Genomic DNA, 18,315 nt, shown 5'->3' with positions numbered 1-18,315 from the left:
GTCCCACTACCTCGTCCCCGTGTTGTCGAATGCTCGGCCCTGCTCGGCAGTGGACACCGCGGCACCGACCGGGCGCGTGTGCGGGCTGTGCCGCCACCGCTCGGGGTGCTCGCGGTACCAGGCGACCGTCTGCGCCAACCCCTCCTCGAACGCGATGCGCGGGGCGTAGCCGAGCTGCTCCCGGATCTTCGTGTCGTCGAGGGAGTAGCGCTGGTCGTGTCCCTTGCGGTCCGCGACGTAACCGAGGAGGGTCGGCGGCGCGCCGCACAGGTCCAGCAGTGCCCCGGCGACGTCCCTGTTGGTGCGCTCGTCCCCTCCGCCGATGTTGTAGACCTCGCCCGCGCGGCCCCGGGTGAGCACCAGGTGCACCCCGTCGCAGTGATCACTGACGTGCACCCACTCGCGGGTGTGCGACCCGTCGCCGTAGAGCGGTACGGGCTGCCACTCCAGCAGGCGTGTGGTGAAGGCCGGGATGAGCTTCTCGACGTGCTGGTAGGGCCCGTAGTTGTTGGAGCAGCGGGTGACGGACAGGTCGAGTCCGTGGCTGCGCACGTAGGAGAGGGCGACCAGGTCGCTCGCCGCCTTCGACGCGGCGTACGGGGAGTTGGGCACGAGCGGCCACTCCTCGGTCCAGGAACCGCGCTCGATGGAGCCGTACACCTCGTCGGTGGAGACGTGCACGACGCGCTGCACCCCGGTGCGGAGGCAGGCGTGCAGCAGGGCCTCGGTGCCGGTGACGTTGGTGCGGATGAACGCCGAGGCGTCCACCAGGGAGCGGTCGACGTGCGACTCGGCGGCGAAGTGCACCACGGCGTCATGGCCGGGCAGCAGGTCCAGCAGCAGCGGCAGGTCGCAGATGTCGCCGTGTACGAACGTCAGCCGCGGGTGCCGTTCGGGCAGGTTGGTGCGGTCGCCCGCGTAGGTCAGGGCGTCCAGAACGGTGACGCGGGTGTCCGTGAAGCCGGGGCGGTTCCCGTCGAGCAGGGTGCGGACGTAGTGGGAGCCGATGAAGCCCGCCGCACCGGTGACGAGCAGCCTCATCCCGCGATCTCCGCTCTGGCGTGGTCCCCGAGCACCAGCCGTTGGCCGGGCGGTTCGCTGCGCCGGTCCACCCGGGCGTGCTGCCCGATGACGGAGGCGCGGACGTCGGGGACGCCGTGGACGTGGGCGCCGTCGAGCAGGATGGAGGACCCGACGCCGGACGCGATGACGGAGCACTGCCGGCCGATGGCGGTGTGCGGACCGATGCGGCTGTCCAGGACGGTCGTGCCCGCGCCGATGGTCACGGGACCCTGGATGCGCGAGCGGACGACGCGGGCGCCCGGCGCGATGCGGACCGGTCCGGTCAACTCGCTCGCCGCGTCGACCTCGCCGGCCACCTCGGGCTCCAGGTGGTCGAGCAGCTCGCGGTTGCAGTCGAGGAGGTCCTCGATGGTACCGGTGTCCTTCCAGTAGCCCGTGTGCACCTGGGCGCGCACCTCGTCACCGCGGGAGACGAGCCACTGGAGGGCGTCGGTGATCTCCAGTTCGCCGCGGGCGCTCGGGCTGATCGCGGCCACCGCCCTGTGCAGCGCGGGCGTGCAGAAGTACGCGCCGATGACGGCGAGGTCGCTGCGCGGCTCGGCCGGCTTCTCCACGATCCGGGTCACCCGTCCGTCGAGGTCGAGTTCGGCGACGCCGAACGCGCGCGGATCGGACACCTTGTGCACCACGATCTGGGCCGCCGGGCGCTTGGCGCGGAACGCAGTCGCGTAGTCGGCGAGGCCGCCGGGGAATACGTTGTCGCCGAGAAAGAGGACGAAATCGTCGCCGCCGAGGAAGTCCCGGGCCAGCGACACGCAGTGGGCGATGCCGCGCGGCCGGTCCTGGGGCAGGTAGGTGAGACGCAGGCCGAGGTCGGAGCCGTCGCCGAGCGCCTGTTCCGTCTGCGCTCCGAACTCCCCCACGACGAGGGCGATCTCGGTGATGCCGATGTCCCGCAGCCGGTTGAGGGCGTGCACGACGACCGGCACGCCCGCCACCGGGAGGAGTTGCTTGGGCACGGTGTGGGTGAGCGGGCGCAGCCGACTGCCCAGGCCGCCCGCCGCTACGAGGCCCTTCACCGGCTTCCCTCCTCGAACCGGGCCAGCACCTCGCGCAGCGCGCCGATCACCCGGTCCTGGGCCTCGGGCGCCAGCGAGGGGTACATCGGCAGGGAGAAGATCTGCGTGGCGAGCCGCTCGGTGACGGGCAGCGACCCCGGTGCGTAGCCCAGGTGCCGGAAGCCGCTCATGGTGTGGACGGGCCACGGATAGCTGATGTTGAGCACGATCTGCCGCTCCTTGAGGGCGGCGATGATCTCGTCGCGGCGCGGGTGCCGGACGACGTACACGTAGTGGACGTGCTCGTTGCCGGGCGCGGTGACCGGCAGCACCAGGCCCCCCTCGCGTGCCAGGTCGCCCAGGCCCCGCGCGTAGCGGGCGGCGACGGCGCGGCGGCGGTCCACGTAGTCGTCGAGCCGACGCAGCTTGCGACGCAGGATCTCCGCCTGCACCTCGTCGAGCCGACTGTTGTGGGCGGGCCGGTCGACGACGTAGTACGTCTCCTCCATGCCGTAGTACCGCAACCGGCGCAGCGCCTTGTCCACGGCCGCGTCGCCGGTGAGCACGGCCCCGCCGTCGCCGTAGGCCCCCAGCACCTTGGTCGGGTAGAAGGAGAAGGCCGCGGCGGTCCCGAAGCTCCCGGCGGGCTGCCCGTGGTGGCGGGCGCCATGGGCCTGGGCGCAGTCCTCGACGACGACCAGGTCGTGCGCGTCGGCGATCTCCCGCAACGGGGCCATGTCCACGCACTGCCCGTACAAGTGGACCGGCAGCAGCGCTCTGGTCCGCGGTGTGACGGCCGCCGCGACCTGCGCGGTGTCCATGAGGTAGTCGCTCTCGCGGACGTCCACGAAGACGGGGGTCGCGCCGGTTCCGTCGATGGCGACGACCGTGGGCGCCGCCGTGTTGGACACGGTGATCACCTCGTCGCCGGGACCGACACCCGCGGCCTGGAGCGCGAGCTTCACCGCGTTGGTGCCGTTGTCCACGCCGACGCAGTGCGCGAGTCCGTGGTAGGCGGCGAACTCCGCCTCGAAGCCCTGGACGGAGGGCCCGAGGACGAGCCGACCCGAGCCGAAGACCGTCTCCACCGCGTCAATGATGTCCTTGCGCTCGTGTTCGTACTCGGGCAGGTAGTCCCACACGTGCATGGTCATGAGAGCGTCACCCTCCAAGGGCGTCACGGGTTCCCGGCGGGCCCGGCTGCTCGGCGCAGCGTGCGGCGCTCCGGTCGCGGGCTGCTTGAGGACCGCTGGGCACCGGCGGGGCAGCCTCGGGGCCGTCAAGCCCGGCGGCACCGACGTCCAGGAGTGCGGCGATCTCCACCTCGTCCAGGCCCGCGCGGGCCAGCACCTCCCTGGTGTCGGCTCCGGGGGCCGGTGCCGGGTGCGGCAGCCGGCCCGGGGTGCGGGCGAAGCGCGGGGTGGGCGCGGGGGCCGTGCCCGTCCCGTCCGCCACGAACGTGCCCCGGGCCCGGTGCTGGGGGTGGTGCGGAACCTCGGAGAGGGAGAGCACCGGGGTGACGCAGGCGTCGGTGCCGGCGAAGACCTCCGCCCACCGGTCTCGGGGGCGGCGTGCGAAGCACGCGCCGATGGCCTCCCGCAGCCGCGGCCAGTGCGCGCGGTCCCAGCGGTCGGGGAGCGCCGCCGGATGCAGGCCGAGACCGTGCAGCAGCGCCGCGTAGAAGGGGTCCTCCAGGGCGCCCACCGCGATGTGCCCGCCGTCGGAGCACGGGTAGACCGTGTAGAAGGGCGCCCCGCCGTCGAGCAGGTTCTCGCCCCGGCCGCCGGGCCAGGCACCGCACTCCCGCATGGCGAGGACCATCCCGAGCAGGGACGCCGTGCCGTCGACGATGGCCGCCTCGACGACCTGTCCGGTGCCGGAGCGCCCGCGCTCGTGGAGGGCGGCGAGAATGCCGCAGACCAGGCCGAGGCCGCCGCCGGCGAAGTCCCCCAGCAGGTTCGCCGGGGGCGTCGGCGGGCCGCCGGGCGGCCCCAGGAGGTCCAGGGCGCCGCTGAGGGCCAGGTAGTTGATGTCATGGCCGGCCGTGGTGGCCAGTGGTCCGTCGCCGCCCCAGCCGGTCATCCGCGCGTACACCAGCCGCGGGTTGCGGGCGCGGCACACGTCGGGGCCGAGGCCGAGCCGTTCCGCGACGCCGGGCCGGTGGCCTTCGACCAGTACGTCGCAGTGCTCGACGAGGCGCAGCGCCACCGGGACGGCCGCAGGGTGTTTGAGGTCGAGGGCGACGGAGCGCCGGCCCCGGTGCAGGACGCGATGCCAGTCGGCGAACGGGCGGGGCACGCCGGGTCGGTCCACCCGGAGCACCTCGGCCCCGAGGTCGGCGAGGTTCATACAGGCGAACGGCGCGGGTCCTATTCCACCGAGTTCCAGGACGGTGAGGCCGTGCAGGGGGCCGCCGTGCACGCCGGATTCGTCGTGATCGCTCTTCAGCATGCGCGGAAGCTAGGCTCCGCCGCTCGACGCGGCCTCGCGTCGCACAGGGGGCCGTACACGGATCGGGTGCCGGGCCCGGCCGCGGGCGCGCGAGGCATGGGGAACACAACCCGCGGGCTCAAGCGGGAGTCGAGCCGCACCTGACATCGTGGGAGCACGCTGCCCGCGCCAAGATGTCCGACAGCGCGAAGGAGAGCGTCCATGAGCCAACCGGTGTCCATGAGCGGTCCCAGGCCCGGCCGTTGCCGCGTCTGCGACGCCGATGTCGTGGAGTTCCTCGACCTCGGCGCACAGCCCCTGTCCGACGCGTTCCTCACTCCGAAGGACATCGGCCACGAGTTCTTCTACCGTCTCGCGGTGGGCCGTTGCACGGGCTGCACCATGGTGCAGCTGATGGAGGAGGTACCCCGCGAGCGCATGTTCCACGCGGAGTACCCGTACCACTCGTCCGGCTCGTCCGTGATGCGGGAGCACTTCGCCGCGACCGCCCGCCGGTTCCTGGACACCGAACTCGCCGGAACCGAGGACCCGTTCGTCGTCGAGCTCGGCTGCAACGACGGTGTCATGCTGAAGACGGTGCACGAGGCCGGGGTGCGGCACCTGGGCTTCGAGCCCTCGGGCAGCGTCGGCCGGCTGGCGGCGGAGAGCGGCGTGCGGGTGCGGGAGGCCTTCTTCGAGGAGAGCAGCGCCGCCGACCTCCGGCGCCGGGAAGGCGCCGCCGATGTGATCTACGCGGCCAACACCCTCTGCCACATCCCGTACATGGATTCCGTGCTGCGCGGTGTGGACGCGCTGCTCGCCGCGGACGGGGTGTTCGTGTTCGAGGACCCGTACCTCGGCGACATCGTGGAACGAACCTCGTTCGACCAGATCTACGACGAGCACTTCTTCTTCTTCACCGCCCGTTCGGTCCGGGCGATGGCCCGGCGGGCAGGTCTGGAACTGGTCGGCGTGGAGCGGCTCCCGGTACACGGCGGCGAGGTGCGCTACACGCTCGCCCGGGCCGGCTCCCGGCAGCCCTCACCGGCCGTGGCCGAGCTGCTCGCCGAGGAGGAGGCGCGCGGCCTCGCGGACCCGCGGACGCTCGACGCGTTCGCCGAGCGGGTGGCGCGCCACCGCGACGAGCTGGTCGCTCTGCTGCGGCGGCTGCGTGCGGAGGGCCGCACGGTCGCCGCGTACGGAGCCACGGCGAAGAGCGCCACCGTCACCAACTACTGCGGGATCGGGACCGAGTCGGTGTCCTTCGTCAGCGACTCGACGCCGGCCAAGCAGGACCGGCTGTCGCCGGGCATGCATCTGCCCGTCGTCCCGCCCGAGGTCTTCGCCAAGGCCAGACCCGACTACGCGCTGCTGTTCGCCTGGAACCACGCGGAGGAGATCATGCGCAAGGAGGAGGACTTCGCGCGCGAGGGCGGCCGGTGGATTCTCTACGTTCCCGAGGTGCGTGTCGTATGACTCTCCCCTTCACGGGCCGTACGGTCCTCGTCACCGGCGGCGGCACCGGCATCGGACGCGCCGCCGCACTCGGCTTCGCCCAGCGGGGCGCGGCCGCCGTCCTGGTCACCGGCCGACGCAAGGACCGCCTCGACGAGACCGCGGCCGGGCATCCGGCCATCGTCCCGGTGCCCGCCGACGTCACGACGGAGGAGGGCGCCGAGGCGGCAGCCGCCGCGGTGCGGGCCCGGGGCGGAACTCTGGACGTGCTCGTCCACAACGCCGGGATCTTCCGCTTCACCCCCCTGGGGGCACTGGACACACGCACCGCGTCGGAGGTGCTGGAGACGAACGTCGTCGGCCCGCTGCTGCTCACCGCGCGGCTGCTTCCCTTGCTCCGCTCGCCGGGCGGCAGCATCGTCCTGGTCTCCAGCCGGGGCGGCCACAACCCCGGCCCGGGCAGCTCGCTGTACTCGGCGTCCAAGGCGGCCGTGCACAGCTTCACCCGGAGCTGGGCGGCAGAGCTGAGCGAGCGGGGGGTCCGGGTCAACGCGGTGGCGCCCGGCTTCGTGCGCACCGAGGCGTACGAGGCGAACGGGCTCAGCCCGGCGGAGGCGGAGGGCCTGTTCGCCGGGGTCGCCGGCACCGTGCCGCTCGGCCGGGTCGCCGAACCGGAGGAGATCGCGGCCTGGATCACCACGCTGGCCTCGGAGGAACACGCTTTGGTGACGGGGCAGATCATCACCGTGGACGGGGGGCTCGACATCTCCACGACGTGAGTCCCGGCCCCGCACGACTGTCCGCGCCGTGTCCCCGGGGACACGGCGCGGCCTTGCCGCGACAGCGGCCTTTCCGCGTCAGCGGAAGGACAGAGTACGAACACAGCGAGAGCAATGCGGAAAGAGGAAGACGTTATGAGGATTCTGGTGACCGGTGCCACCGGCGGGGTCGGCAGGCGGGTGGTTCAGCGGCTGCTCGAAGCGGGTGACGGCATCCAGGTGCGGGCACTGACGCGCGACCCCTCCCGGGCCGGTCTGCCGGCCGGGGTGGAGGTGGTCCAGGGCGACCTGGAGAAGCCGTCCTCACTGCGGGGCGTGTTCGACGGCGTCGACCGGATGCATCTGTTCCCGGTCGAGGACACGGCGGCCGAGACGGTCGCCCTGGCGCGGGCCGCAGGCGTGGGCCGGGCGACGGTGCTGTCCGCGGCGGCGGTGACGACCGGACACAGCGTGAACCCGGTCGAGCAGGTCGTCGAGGAGTCCGGCATGGAGTGGACCCATGTGCGGCCGGGCGAATTCATGACCAACAAACTGCATCTGTGGGCGCCGTCCGTGCGGGCCGAGCGCGTCGTGCGCTACCCCTTCCCGGACGAGCTGGGCGTGCCGGTGCACGAGGACGACGTGGCCGCGGTGATCGTGGCCGGGCTGCTGGAGGACCGGCACGTCGGCCAGTCCTACACGCTGACCGGACCTGCGGCGCAGACGGTGCGGGAGCAGGTGGCGGCGATCGGCGCGGCTCTCGGCGAGGAGGTGCGGTTCGAGGAGGTCACCCGTGAGAAGGCCCGTGAACTGATGAAGGCCCAGGGTGGTTTCGCCGCCGACCACGCCGACCTCTTCCTCGGGTTCGCCGACTACGACGGGGCCGAGGCGAGCGGCGAGGACGGCTACTCCGAGGAGGACTGGTCGGAGCTGCTGAAGCCGTGGCCCGGCGTCGAGCAGGCGACCGGCCGCGCGCCGCTGGACTTCGCCCAGTGGGCCCGGGACCACGCAGCCGACTTCCGCTGACCGGGACGCGGGACCGGACGCCGGCGACCCCCCAGGCGTCCGGCGTCCGGTCCCGCGGTGTCCGGCCGTCAGCGGGCCTTCTCCACCAGCCCCTCCAGGATCGCGACGATCTCGGAGGGGCGTTTCTGTGCCGCGTTCTCACGCGCCAGGTCGGCGGCACGCTCCCGGTAGGAAGGAGTGTTCAGCAACTCCCCCAGCGCCTTCTCGACGCGCTCCGGCGGCTCGTTCAGATTGAGCGTGATGGAGGCCCCGTAGGCGTCGATGCGCTTCATCGGGATGGCCGACGCCAGCATGTCGGCGAAGACCAGCTGCGGCACCCCGGCGTTGACCGCCGTCATGCAGGTCTGCCCGCCGCCGTGGTGGATCAGCAGATCGCAGGCGGGCATCACGGCGTCCAACGGCAGGAAGCCGGCCCTGACGTCGGGCCATTCCGCGCGCAACTGCTCCGCCACCTCGTCCTTGGTGGCGACGAGCAGGTCCGTCTCACGCAGGGTGGGGCTGTCCAGCAGCGGCCGGAAGAAGGCCACGCCCAGCGTGTCGATCATCGCGGCGCGCGACCCGGAGGTGACGAGCACCCGCGGACGGCCGTCCCTCCGGAACATCCACGGCTCCAGCGGTGTCTGGGTGCCACCGGGGCTCCACCGCATGTGCTCGGCGGGCTCGGCGTCGGCCGGACGCACGCTGGGCGGGGTGATGTGGATGTACAGGTCCTCGACGGGGACCCGGTCCAGCCCGAGGGCGTCCAGTTCGGGCCGCAACTCGTCGCTGGCGAACTCCCGGTCGCTGGGCTCGCGTTCGAGGCCGTCCCAGGCCTGGACGGCGTACGGGACGCCCAGGTGGTGGGCGATGAGCGCCGCGCCGTAGTTGCGGGTGCCGCCGACGACGAGATCGGGCTTCCAGTGGTCGGTCAGCTCCACCAGGGCGCCGAAGCTGTCGGCCGCCATCCGCGCGAACCCGCGGCTGGCGAACTCCAGTTCAGCCGTCTCGCCGCGCGGCCGGTCGAGCTTGCGGCCCTCGCGGTCCCAGAACATGGCCTGGAAGACGCCTTTCGCGGACACGGCGATGGCGGGGAGCCCCAGCTCCGTGACGGCCTGGATGTCCTCGTCCGGTACGGCGACGACGACAGTGTGCCCCTCGGTGCGGCAGGCCGAGGCCAGCGGCACGAGGGCGTGCACGGTCGCACGGCCGCCGCCGGTGAAGAACAGGATGCGCACAGCTCTCTCCTCAAGCTCGGTTGGTAGGACGAAATGCGGTGGGACGGACGCCGGGGGCCCGGTGCCGGGCCGGCCTCACACCCGGGAGCCGCTCGCCTCGACCTGCACCCGGACGGTGAGGTTGTCCTCGGCGTCGTAGACGGCGGACGTGCCGCTGCTGGTGAAGGTGTCGCCGTCGAGTTCCGCACGGTGGTCGATATCCACCCACCCCGCGTAGGCGCCGTCCTCGTCGACCAGTCGCTCGGCGATGCGGTAGGCGAAGCCGCTCTCGCCGTGCGGCTCCCAGGTGCCGGCGCCGTTGCCACCGGGGGCGGGGCCGCGCAGGATGAAGGCCCGCCCGCCCGGCGTCAGATGGACCGTGCTGACGAACTCGCCGTCGGGCAGGCGGAATCGCTCCTGCCAGGTGCCGACGGGTCCCCTGTGCGCGGGCGTCGTGCCCGCGGCGGTGTCCCCGGTCTCCTGCTGCTCCACGCGGTTCCTCCCCTGCGTCGTGGCCCGGGCCGAATTTCCCGTGCCGGGGACGCGCACCGTACGTGCCGCTCCTCGAAGCCCGCTCGAAGTCGACCCGGCGGGGCGCCTCCACCCGGTTTCGACGGCTGGTCGAGGCAGGTCGCGCACCATGGACGGACGACCCCGTCACGACCACGAGGAGAGCGATGAGCACGCCCACGGAGACAGCCGTCCCCGACACGGCACGGGAGGTCCGGCTGACCCGCCACCTGGGCCCCGACGAGGCCGCGACCCCCGCGCACTTCGAACTGGCCGAGGTGAAGATGGGGCAGCCCGGCCCCGGCGACGTGGCGGTGCGTATCGACTACGTCGGTGTGGCCGCCGCCTACCAGGACCTGATGCGCCCCGACTGCCCGCTGCCGGTGCCGCCGTACACCGTCGGCGGCCGGATCGGGGGCGGCGAGATCGGCACCGTCGTGCACTCGCAGAGCCCGGACCTGGCGGTGGGCGACCTCGTCCAGACCATGCAGGGCTGGGCCGAGTACCACGTGGGTCCGGCCGCGGCCTTCCACCGCCTCGACCGGGACCTCTTCCCGAGCCCGTCGTACTACCTCAGCCAGGGGACGACGGCCTACTACGGCATGGCGACGCTCGCCCAGGCCGGACCCGACGACGTGGTGTTCGTCTCGGGGGCGGCGGGCGGCGTCGGCTCGCTGGCCGGCCAGATCGCCCGCTGTCGGGGCGCCGCCCGGGTGATCGGCAGCGCGGGGAGCCCGGAGAAGGTCCGGTACCTGGTGGAGGAGCTCGGCTTCGACGCGGCGTTCGACTACCACGACGGGCCGGTCGCGGACCAACTGCGGGACCTGGCGCCGACGGGCATCTCCGTGTTCTTCGACAACGTGGGCGGGGAGCAGTTCGAGGCCGCGATCCATGCCGCGGCCCCGCATGCCCGGTTCGCCCTGTGCGGGGCGCTTGCCGGGCAGATCGGCGGCAGCGGCGGAGCTCCGCGGCTGGACCTCCTCACCGCCATCACCAAGCACCTCGACCTCAAGCCTTTCGCCACGTATCACACCGGCGAGCAGGTCCAGGCGTGGACCGAGGCGTTCGCCGGCTGGCTGGCCCAGGGCCGGTTCACCTTCCCGCAGACCGTCGTCGAGGGCGGCATCGCTCAGGCGGCCCCCGCGCTCCTCGCGCTGCTCGCCGGGGAGCACCGCGGCAACGTCGCCGTGAAGACCTCCGCGTGAAAGTCCTCGACCGGCGGACGCTCAACCGCACCCTTCTGCGACGGCAGTTCCTGCTGCAACGCACTGACCTGCCGGCCCTGGACGTGGTGCGCCGACTGGTGGCGGTCCAGGGCCAGGAGCCCAACTGGCCCTACGTGGGACTGTGGACCAGGATCGCGGACTTCCGACACAGCGCGCTCACCGAGCTGCTCACCCGACGGGAAGTGGTGCGCTCGACCGTCCTGCGCCGCACCCAGCACATCCTGGCGGCATCCGACTTCGCCTGGCTGCGGCCCACCGTGCAGCCGGTGGTGGGCGTCGCGCTCACTCACCCGTACTACGCGCAGGAGGTCGAGGGCGTCGACCCCGGCCTCCTGGCGGAGGCCGGGCGGAACGCGCTGGGCGGCGGCACGCTGACCCGGCGCGGGCTGGGACAGCTCCTGGCACCGGGGTTCCCCGACCGCGATGCGACCCGGCTCGCCCAGGCGCTGGAACTGCTCGAGCCACTGGTGCATCCGCCGCCCAACAGCGTGTGGGGCGCGTGGGGGCACCGCAGGGAAACCCCCGTGGCCCTCGCCGAGGAGTTCACCGGCGTCCCCATGGCGCCGGCCGACCCCCGCACGATGGTCCTGCGGTATCTAGCGGCGTTCGGCCCGGCCGGCGTCATGGACGTACAGGCGTGGTCCGGTCTGACCAGGCTGCGGGAGGTGATCGCGCCGCTGCGGCCGGAGCTGCGCACCTACCGCGACGAACACGGCGCCGAGCTGTTCGATCTGCCGGACCTGCCCTTGGCGGACCCGGCCGAGCCCGCTCCGGTGCGGTTCCTCCCGGCGTACGACAACGCGGCCCTCGGCCACCGCGACCGCCGCCGCGTCATCACCGACGAGGACCGCAAACGCATCGCGCCGCGTTCCTCGATGGGCGTCCCGCTGTTCCTGGTCGACGGGTTCGTGCACGGCAGTTGGTCCCTGGCCGAGGAGGGGCTGCGGGTCGAGCCGTTCCGGGAGCTGTCGGCGGCGCGGCACACGGCGGTGCGGGAGGAGGCCGAACGCGTCCTCGCGTTCACCTCGCCGGGGGGCGAGGGCACGGTCGCGTTCGCCTGAGCGGTGCTCCAGCCGCGCTCCGGGCGGCTGGAGCACCGTCGTCCGGGGCGCCCGGACACCGCGGGCGCCCCCGGACCCGCCCGGTCCCGCAATGGGCCCGGCACTGACGAGGAGGCCCATGAACAGCACCGGACTCGCCCCGGAAAGCCCGCTGTCCGCGATCTACAGCCGGGGCGCACTGTACGAGGCGGTCTACCGGGGCCGGGGCAAGGACTACGCCGCCGACGCAGCGAAGATCACCGGCATCATCCGCGAGCGGTTCCCGCAGGCCCGGTCACTGCTGGACGCCGCTTGCGGGACTGGCTCCCATCTGCGGTACCTGGCGAAGGAGTTCGCCCATGTGGAGGGGCTGGATCTGGCGCCCTCCATGCTGGCCGAGGCTCGGACGGCGCTCCCCGGAACGCGCTTCCACGAAGCGGATATGACGGAATTCCTGCTGGATCGTGGCTTCTCCGCCATCACCTGCATGTTCTCCTCGATCGGCTATCTGCCGACGATGGACACGCTGAATTCGGCCGTGGCCTGCTTCGCACGGCACCTCGACCCGGGAGGCGTCCTGGTGGTGGAGCCGTGGTGCTTCCCGGAACGGTTCACCCCGCGCCAGGTCATGAGCGACCTCGCCACTGTGGACGGGACGGGCATCGCCAGGATGTCGCACGCCACCTTGGTCCGGGAGGGCCGAGGCTGCCGGATCGAGGCCCACTACCTCGTCGCGGACGCCGACACGGGTGTGCGGCATTTCACGGACGTCCACGACCTCACGCTGTTCCGCCGGGACGAGTACGAGACCGCGTTCACCCGGGCCGGCTGCACCGTGGAGTACCTGCCGCCGCCCGACGGGCGTGGCGTGGGGCTCTTCGTCGGTGTCCGGGCAGCGGATCGCTGAGGGGGCGGGTATGCGCGTACGAGAACTCGCCGTCGGCGGTGCCCTGGAGTTCACGCCCGAGATCTTCCCCGACGAGCGGGGACGGTTCCTCTCCCCGTTCCAGCAGCCCGCCTTCGCGGAGGCCCGCGGCCACCCGCTGTTCCCCGTCGAGCAAATCAGCTACAGCGTCTCGCGCCGTGGCGTCGTCCGGGGTGTGCACTACACGGCCACCCCGGCGGGCTGCGCCAAGTACGTCTTCTGCTCGCGCGGACAGGTTCTGGACGCGGTGGTGGACCTGCGCGTGGGGTCGCCCACCTTCGGCTCCTGGGACACCGTGGTTCTGGACGAGGAGGAGTGCCGCGCGCTGTACCTCCCCGTGGGCGTGGGCCACCTCTTCGTGGCCCTGCAAGACCACGCCACGATGCACTACACCCTGTCGCGGAGCTACGAGCCGTCCCGCGAACGGGCTGTCTCCCCCCTCGACCGGGACCTGGCGCTCCCGCTGGACGACCGGGAGGCCATGGTGCTCTCCGAGCGCGACCGGGCGGCCCCGACGCTCGCCGAGGCCCGGGAGCGCGGCCTGCTGCCCGACTACGCGGTGTGCCGCGAGCAGGACGTCCGCCTCGCCGCCGCTGCCGGGGCCCGGCGGTGAGCCCGGTGAGCCAACCGGGCGCCGGGGACGCGGTGGCCGTGCTGGGCGGCACCGGGTGGGTCGGCAGCCATGTCCACGCGGCGTTCGCGCGGGGCGCCTCCCGGGTCCTGTCCCTCGCCCGGCACCCGGCGCCGCACCTGCCGCCGGACGCGTTCCGCCCGGTGGACCTGACCGCGGTACCGACGCGGGAGCTGGCCCGGCTGCTTCGCGACGAAGGGGTGCGCACGGTGGTCAACGCCACCGACGGGGCCAACGCCACCGACGGCTGGGACCGCCCGGAGGAGGCGCTGCGGCGGACGAACGTGACGGCCGTGCGGCGGCTGCTGGACGCCGTCGCGCTGCTTCCCTGGCCGGTGCGCCTCGTCCACATCGGCACGGTCCACGAGTTCGGTCCCGTGCCGCGTGGGACTCTGCTGGGCGGCGGGGTCGAACCGCGTCCGACGGGATCGTACGGGCGCAGCAAGCTCGACGGCTCTCGGGCCGTGCTCGATGCCGCGTCGGCCACCGGCCGGATGGACGCGGTGGTCCTGCGGGTGGCCAGTGTGTGCGGCCCCCATCCGTCTCCCGCGAGCTTCGTGGGACACCTGCTGTCCGCGTTCCGACGGTACGCGGACAACGGCGCGCCCGCGCGGATCGTCGTCGCGGACGCCGCCCGCGACTTCGTGGACGTACGGGATGTGGCCGACGCCGTCGTGGCGGCCGCGTCGCCGCGCAGGCAGGTGCGCGGGCGCGCGGTCACGATCGGCAGCGGGATCGCCACGCCCGTGGCCGAGCTGGTCACCGCGTTCCGGTGCGCGGCGGGTCTGCCGCCCGGCGCGGTGGTGGAGCGGCCCCCGGGCCCGGGAGCCGGGGTGGGCCTCGGCGGGGACTGGGTGCGCACCGACGTCGCGGAGGCGGAGCGCCTGCTGGGCTGGCGCGCCCGCATCAGCCTCGACCGCTCGCTGCGGGACACCTGGCTGGCCGCCGGCGGACGGGGCTGAGCGGGTCCGATCGGCTCCAGGGCCGAGCCCGTCCGTGGGGCCGGATCAGGCGTGCGGCCCCACGGACACGGTGCCGACGGTGAGTTCCGGCTTGCCCTCCATGATCACGCCGACACGCTCCACCTCGTCCTCCAGCAGTCGCCGCTGCCGGTCGGTGAGAGGCGACAGCGGTTCCACGGTGATGTGGATACGGCGGCCCGAGCGGCGCTGGTGCCAGACGCCCGCGGCGAGTCCGTCGATCAGCAGCACGGGGTAGTTGCCCGCCTGGCCGCCCGCCAGCGCCCGCTCGAAGGCACGGCCGGGGAACAGCAGCTCACGCGGGTGGCCGGCGACACCGTAGGCGTCGAAGTAGGGCAGCAGCCGTACCCCCTCCGGCGGTTCGCTCTCCGGCATGTCGGTGTCGCCCGCCACGACCCAGCAGCGGGTGCCCTCCAGGTCGACCTCCTGGAGGGCGTCGCCGAGGGCGGCGAACGTGTCCGCGGCCCAGCGGCGCGGCATGGCGAGCCAGCGCGCGAGGTGCTGCGGGGTGGCCGGACCGTAGGCATGCAGGTAGCTGGTCACCAGCCAGGGCACGGCGACCTCCGCGGGCGCGGGGGTGAAGCCGGGCAGCCACCGGGCGGGGCTGGTGTACGTCGCCTTCCGGCCGCGCTGCGGGCCGAAGCACAGCACGCCCTGGTTGGTCGCCAGGTCCATGGCCTCGAACCACCGGGGCCACATCCCCTGGAACGCCTCCATGACCCGGTCGCCCGCCCAGGAGCCGACGTGGCCGGCGAGCGCGTCGGTCAGTTCGTCGGCGGTCATCTCCGCGTCGGTGAGCACGACCCGGAGCCCCTCGATGACCTGCTCGGTCTGCTCGCGCGTCAGCATCCCGTCGCCGCGGTGCATGTTCCGGGTGTCGGGCATCGAGGACAGCGCGCCGGTCCACATCGGCAGGTCGCGGGCGGCGAGCAGATGCACGGTGCCGCGGGCGCCCCGGGACTTCACCACGGTCCGTTCCGTCCACAGCGCGTCACGGACCGTGGCCCGGGTGGCTCCGGGAATCCGCATGGCGACGGACTGTTCACCGGCGGACAGCACCTGGGCGTGCGCCCCGCACAGGGCGGACACCACGTCTTGGGGGCCGGCGCCGTCGAGGGGGCGGGAAAGGCCGCTGCGGGCGAGTCGGCGGGACGACACCTGGGCCCAGGTGAAACGGGGAACAGGGGCCTGGGACTCGGGCATGGGACGTGCTCTCCTTCTCCGTGCGCATGAATGCCCGACCATCCCGCATCCGCCTGGAGTTCCGCTCGACTTCGCCTGGAGCCGGAGCGGCGGCCGGGCCGCCGGGACCGGCTGCACCGTGCCTCCAGACCCCTTCCACCGGGATGGCGCACATTCGGCCGTACGGCCGCAGCCGTCGTGGCCGGCCGTCCCGAGGTCCGTGAGGAGACTTCATGCGCGTCCTGATCACCGTGTGGCCCACGGCGTCCCATCTGTTCCCCGCCATCCCCCTGGCGTGGGCCCTCCAGGGTGCCGGGCACGAGGTCCATGTCGCCTCCCCGCCGAAGTTGTGGAAGGACATCACCGCGGCGGGGCTGACCGCAGTGCCGCTCGGGGACGAGGAGAGCACGCCCGAATACTCCGGCGAGTACGTGACGCTGCCCCCAAAGGAGCGGGGCCGGCTGGCACGAGAACTGGACCTGGACCCGCGGGACGCCCACGAGTGGGAGATGTTCAGTGTGTTCCTGGTGACGGCCGTGGAGATGTTCCACCAGGTCCCGGCGGAGCGCGGGGCGCCCGCCCCGCTGATCGACGACTTGGTCGCGCACGCCCGGGAGTGGCGGCCCGACCTGGTGCTCTGGGACACCTGGCCGGCGGCGGCCGTCGCGGCCCGCAGCTGCGGGGCGGCCCATGCACGGCTGCTGTGGGGCGCCGACGTCACCGGGTGGGCGCTGGAGAGGTTCGCCCGGGCCGGCACACCGCCGGCCAACCCCCTCCGGGAGGTGGTCCGGCCGGTCGCGGAGCGGTACGGCTTCGCGCCCGACGACGAGCTGCTGCTGGGCCAGTGGACTGTGGACCCCACACCGCCGGAGCTGCACCTGCCGGTGCCGGCGCGGCGGGTGCAGATGCGCTGGGTGCCGTACACCCGGGGCGCGGTGCAGCCCGGGTGGCTGTATCCGGTGCCGGAGCGGCCCAGGGTGGCATTGACGCTGGGTACGACGGCCCAGATGTTCGACTACGCCAACGGCGCGATGCTGAGGGCGATGATGGACGCGGTGGCCGGCATGGACATCGAGGTCGTCGCGACGCTCACGCCGGGTCAGCTGGCGGACCTGGACGTGCCGGACAACGTCCGCGTCGTCGACTACATCCCGCTGGGGCAGTTGTTGCCGACCTGCGCGGCGCTCATCCACCACGGCGGGTTCGGCAGCTTCGCGACGGCAGTGGCGCACGAGGTGCCGCAGCTCATCGAGATGGGCGCGGGTATCGAGTCTCCCGAGTTCGCGCGCTCCCTCCTGGACGCCGGAGCGGGACTCGCCGTGCACCACGAGAAGGACGGGACGGACGGCATCCGGGAGCGACTGACCCGGCTGCTGGCGGAGCCCGGATTCACTGCCGGGGCCCGGAAGCTGCACGCCGACTGGCTGGCGCTGCCCTCGCCCAACGACGTGGTCCCCATGCTGGAGAAGCTCACCGCGCTGCACCGCGCGCGGAGCTGACGGGCGTACGCGTCCGCGGGGCCCCGCACGCCGTGGCCGGGCCCGCTGTCGACCCGCCGTGAGCACGATGCCCGTCCGCGGACCTCCGAGACCCGCGGACGGGCGTCGTGCTCACGGACGGCCGCCCGCCCGGCAGTCGGGGTCACACCGTCCAGGTCACCGGCAGGCTGTTGAGCGTGTGGTTGATCTCGCCGCGGTGCCAAGGCAGTTCGGCCTCAGGGACAGCGAGCCGCAGATCGGGGAAGCGCCGTGTGAGACCCTCCAGCGCCACGGCCATCTCCATCCTGCCGAGCTGCTTGCCGAGGCAGTAGTGGATCCCGTGGCCGAAGGAGAGGTGAGGGTTGCGCGGCCGGTCCGGGTCGAAGGCGTCGGCGTCCGGGAAGACCGACTCGTCGCGGTTGGCGGAGGCGAGCGAGAGCAGCACGGGGTCGCCCGCGGCGATACGGACCCCAGCCACCTCCATGTCCTCGACGGCGATACGCGGGAAGCCGGTGGTGTCGGTGGCGAAGAGGTTGACGTGCCGCAGCAGCTCCTCGACCATGGCGGGGATGCCCTGCGGCTCCCGGACCAGCCGGTCCCACATCTCGCGGTGGTGTACGAGCAGTGCGAGCACGGAGTTGGCGAGCTGGTTGGCGGTGGTGTCGAAGCCCGCGCCGATCAGAGTGAACCCGAAGGTCACCAGCTCCTGTTCGCTGAGCCGGTCGTCATTGTCGCGCGCGGCGACGAGGTCCGACAGCATGTCGCCGGTGGGGCTGGCCCGCTTCTGCGCGATCAGACCCACGATGTACTCGTTCAGTCGGGCCAGGCCCTCCAGCGACGCCTCCCCGCCGGCCCGTTCGTCGACGGTGGCGAAGGCACGGGCCCACTTCTCGAAGGTCCGCAGGTCCTGTGCGGGCACACCGAGCAGTTCGCCGATCACGATGAGCGGCAGCGGAACGGCGAAGTCCTCCACCAGGTCGCCGGTGCCGCCCTTGGCCGCCATGGCGTCCAGCAACTGGTCGGAGACCTCCTGGACGCGCGGGCGCATCAGCTCCACCTTGCGGGTGGTGAAGGCGCCCGCAACCAGGCGCCGCAGCCGCGAATGCTCCTCGCCGTCGAGCGAGATGATCATCTCCGGGGTGGTGTGCATGGTGCCGCCCACCCGCACGGAGCCGGGGCCGCAGGCCGCCGCCCGGCTGAGCCGGGGGTCGGCCTGGGCTGCGCGCACGTCCTCGTACCGGGTGATGAGCCAGGCATCCGCTCCGCCCTCGGTGCGGACCTTGACGACCGGTTCCCCTGCCCGCAGCTCCTGGTAGCGCGGCGCGGGTCCGCGGTATGAGGAGCCGGGGAGCGGGAAGACGTCGGCCGGTCGCTGTCCAGGCATGGTGAACCTCCGTGGT

17 protein-coding genes are annotated in these 18,315 nt (G+C 73.0%); 9 read left to right on the top strand and 8 right to left on the bottom strand.

Features of this window, described 5'->3' with window-relative positions:
* Window positions 1-6 precede the first annotated feature (6 nt).
* Genes rfbB through EES43_RS23320 form a run of 4 tightly spaced genes read right to left on the bottom strand, consistent with a single transcriptional unit; the run spans window position 7 to window position 4,532 of the window.
* Window positions 7-1,041: a dTDP-glucose 4,6-dehydratase gene (gene rfbB, locus EES43_RS23335; RefSeq protein ID WP_124270526.1), complete on the bottom strand. Its 1,035-nt coding sequence runs from the start codon at window positions 1,039-1,041 to the stop codon at window positions 7-9.
* The gene (locus tag EES43_RS23330) at window positions 1,038-2,102 is read right to left on the bottom strand and encodes a glucose-1-phosphate thymidylyltransferase (protein WP_124270525.1); all 1,065 of its coding nucleotides are present in this window, start codon (window positions 2,100-2,102) and stop codon (window positions 1,038-1,040) included. The genes rfbB and EES43_RS23330 overlap by 4 nt, the downstream gene beginning before the upstream one ends.
* Window positions 2,099-3,235 (bottom strand): DegT/DnrJ/EryC1/StrS family aminotransferase, encoded by a 1,137-nt coding sequence (locus EES43_RS23325; RefSeq protein WP_124270524.1) that lies wholly within the window; start codon window positions 3,233-3,235, stop codon window positions 2,099-2,101. Before EES43_RS23325 ends, EES43_RS23330 begins: the two co-directional genes overlap by 4 nt.
* A 7-nt stretch (window positions 3,236-3,242) precedes the next feature.
* On the bottom strand, window positions 3,243-4,532 hold the full coding sequence (locus EES43_RS23320) for a CaiB/BaiF CoA transferase family protein (protein ID WP_124270523.1): 1,290 nt from the start codon (window positions 4,530-4,532) through the stop codon (window positions 3,243-3,245).
* A gap of 201 nt (window positions 4,533-4,733) precedes the next feature.
* Here EES43_RS23320 and EES43_RS23315 point away from each other — a divergent pair, with 201 nt between their 5' ends.
* From EES43_RS23315 to EES43_RS23305, 3 genes are all read left to right on the top strand, one after another.
* Entirely contained in the window at window positions 4,734-5,987 is a 1,254-nt protein-coding gene (locus EES43_RS23315; RefSeq protein ID WP_241192506.1) for a class I SAM-dependent methyltransferase, read from the top strand.
* Window positions 5,984-6,745 carry an SDR family NAD(P)-dependent oxidoreductase gene (locus tag EES43_RS23310; RefSeq protein ID WP_124270522.1) on the top strand — a complete coding sequence of 254 codons (762 nt, stop codon included), beginning with the start codon at window positions 5,984-5,986 and terminating at the stop codon, window positions 6,743-6,745. The genes EES43_RS23315 and EES43_RS23310 overlap by 4 nt, the downstream gene beginning before the upstream one ends.
* Window positions 6,746-6,880: 135 nt before the next feature.
* Window positions 6,881-7,750, top strand: coding sequence for an SDR family oxidoreductase (locus EES43_RS23305; RefSeq protein ID WP_124270521.1), 870 nt, complete (start codon window positions 6,881-6,883; stop codon window positions 7,748-7,750).
* A gap of 68 nt (window positions 7,751-7,818) precedes the next feature.
* Here the strand turns inward: EES43_RS23305 and EES43_RS23300 are convergent, their stop codons facing one another.
* Window positions 7,819-8,964 (bottom strand): glycosyltransferase, encoded by a 1,146-nt coding sequence (locus EES43_RS23300; RefSeq protein ID WP_124270520.1) that lies wholly within the window; start codon window positions 8,962-8,964, stop codon window positions 7,819-7,821.
* 75 nt (window positions 8,965-9,039) lie between these two features.
* Complete coding sequence (locus tag EES43_RS23295; protein ID WP_124270519.1) at window positions 9,040-9,435, bottom strand: hypothetical protein; 396 nt, start codon at window positions 9,433-9,435, stop codon at window positions 9,040-9,042.
* A 185-nt stretch (window positions 9,436-9,620) separates the two neighbouring features.
* On the opposite strand from EES43_RS23295, the gene EES43_RS23290 reads away from it, so the two are divergent.
* The 5 genes from EES43_RS23290 to EES43_RS23270 all read left to right on the top strand — a co-directional run bounded on the left by EES43_RS23290 (window position 9,621) and on the right by EES43_RS23270 (window position 14,237).
* A complete protein-coding gene (locus EES43_RS23290) occupies window positions 9,621-10,658 on the top strand; it encodes an MDR family NADP-dependent oxidoreductase (protein ID WP_124270518.1) in 1,038 nt (345 codons plus the stop codon).
* Window positions 10,655-11,740, top strand: a complete 1,086-nt coding sequence (locus EES43_RS23285) for a winged helix DNA-binding domain-containing protein (protein ID WP_124270517.1) — start codon at window positions 10,655-10,657, stop codon at window positions 11,738-11,740. The genes EES43_RS23290 and EES43_RS23285 overlap by 4 nt, the downstream gene beginning before the upstream one ends.
* A gap of 118 nt (window positions 11,741-11,858) precedes the next feature.
* Entirely contained in the window at window positions 11,859-12,626 is a 768-nt protein-coding gene (locus EES43_RS23280) for a class I SAM-dependent methyltransferase (protein WP_124270516.1), read from the top strand.
* Between the two features lie 10 nt (window positions 12,627-12,636).
* On the top strand, window positions 12,637-13,257 hold the full coding sequence (locus EES43_RS23275; protein WP_124270515.1) for a dTDP-4-dehydrorhamnose 3,5-epimerase family protein: 621 nt from the start codon (window positions 12,637-12,639) through the stop codon (window positions 13,255-13,257).
* A 5-nt stretch (window positions 13,258-13,262) separates the two neighbouring features.
* Complete coding sequence (locus tag EES43_RS23270; protein WP_241192505.1) at window positions 13,263-14,237, top strand: NAD-dependent epimerase/dehydratase family protein; 975 nt, start codon at window positions 13,263-13,265, stop codon at window positions 14,235-14,237.
* Window positions 14,238-14,282: 45 nt separating this feature from the next.
* Here EES43_RS23270 and EES43_RS23265 read toward each other — a convergent pair whose 3' ends face one another.
* Window positions 14,283-15,458, bottom strand: a complete 1,176-nt coding sequence (locus EES43_RS23265) for a winged helix DNA-binding domain-containing protein (RefSeq protein WP_124270513.1) — start codon at window positions 15,456-15,458, stop codon at window positions 14,283-14,285.
* A gap of 212 nt (window positions 15,459-15,670) precedes the next feature.
* Here EES43_RS23265 and EES43_RS23260 point away from each other — a divergent pair, with 212 nt between their 5' ends.
* Window positions 15,671-16,936 carry a nucleotide disphospho-sugar-binding domain-containing protein gene (locus tag EES43_RS23260; protein WP_124270512.1) on the top strand — a complete coding sequence of 422 codons (1,266 nt, stop codon included), beginning with the start codon at window positions 15,671-15,673 and terminating at the stop codon, window positions 16,934-16,936.
* A 142-nt stretch (window positions 16,937-17,078) separates the two neighbouring features.
* Here the strand turns inward: EES43_RS23260 and EES43_RS23255 are convergent, their stop codons facing one another.
* Window positions 17,079-18,299, bottom strand: coding sequence for a cytochrome P450 (locus EES43_RS23255; RefSeq protein WP_124270511.1), 1,221 nt, complete (start codon window positions 18,297-18,299; stop codon window positions 17,079-17,081).
* Between the last annotated feature and the right edge of the window lie 16 nt (window positions 18,300-18,315).

Source organism: Streptomyces sp. ADI96-02 (assembly GCF_003846185.1).
GTDB lineage: Bacteria > Actinomycetota > Actinomycetes > Streptomycetales > Streptomycetaceae > Streptomyces.
This window is presented reverse-complemented; position numbering and strand designations above follow the sequence as displayed.

Coding starts and splice junctions, on each gene's coding strand:
- EES43_RS23280 (WP_124270516.1), top strand. CDS start 11,859: ATGAACAGCACCGGACTCGCCCCGGAAAGCCCGCTGTCCGCGATCTAC.
- EES43_RS23325 (WP_124270524.1), bottom strand. CDS start 3,235: ATGACCATGCACGTGTGGGACTACCTGCCCGAGTACGAACACGAGCGC.
- EES43_RS23255 (WP_124270511.1), bottom strand. CDS start 18,299: ATGCCTGGACAGCGACCGGCCGACGTCTTCCCGCTCCCCGGCTCCTCA.
- EES43_RS23260 (WP_124270512.1), top strand. CDS start 15,671: ATGCGCGTCCTGATCACCGTGTGGCCCACGGCGTCCCATCTGTTCCCC.
- rfbB (WP_124270526.1), bottom strand. CDS start 1,041: ATGAGGCTGCTCGTCACCGGTGCGGCGGGCTTCATCGGCTCCCACTAC.
- EES43_RS23310 (WP_124270522.1), top strand. CDS start 5,984: ATGACTCTCCCCTTCACGGGCCGTACGGTCCTCGTCACCGGCGGCGGC.
- EES43_RS23290 (WP_124270518.1), top strand. CDS start 9,621: ATGAGCACGCCCACGGAGACAGCCGTCCCCGACACGGCACGGGAGGTC.
- EES43_RS23320 (WP_124270523.1), bottom strand. CDS start 4,532: ATGCTGAAGAGCGATCACGACGAATCCGGCGTGCACGGCGGCCCCCTG.
- EES43_RS23275 (WP_124270515.1), top strand. CDS start 12,637: ATGCGCGTACGAGAACTCGCCGTCGGCGGTGCCCTGGAGTTCACGCCC.
- EES43_RS23265 (WP_124270513.1), bottom strand. CDS start 15,458: ATGCCCGAGTCCCAGGCCCCTGTTCCCCGTTTCACCTGGGCCCAGGTG.
- EES43_RS23305 (WP_124270521.1), top strand. CDS start 6,881: ATGAGGATTCTGGTGACCGGTGCCACCGGCGGGGTCGGCAGGCGGGTG.
- EES43_RS23315 (WP_241192506.1), top strand. CDS start 4,734: ATGAGCCAACCGGTGTCCATGAGCGGTCCCAGGCCCGGCCGTTGCCGC.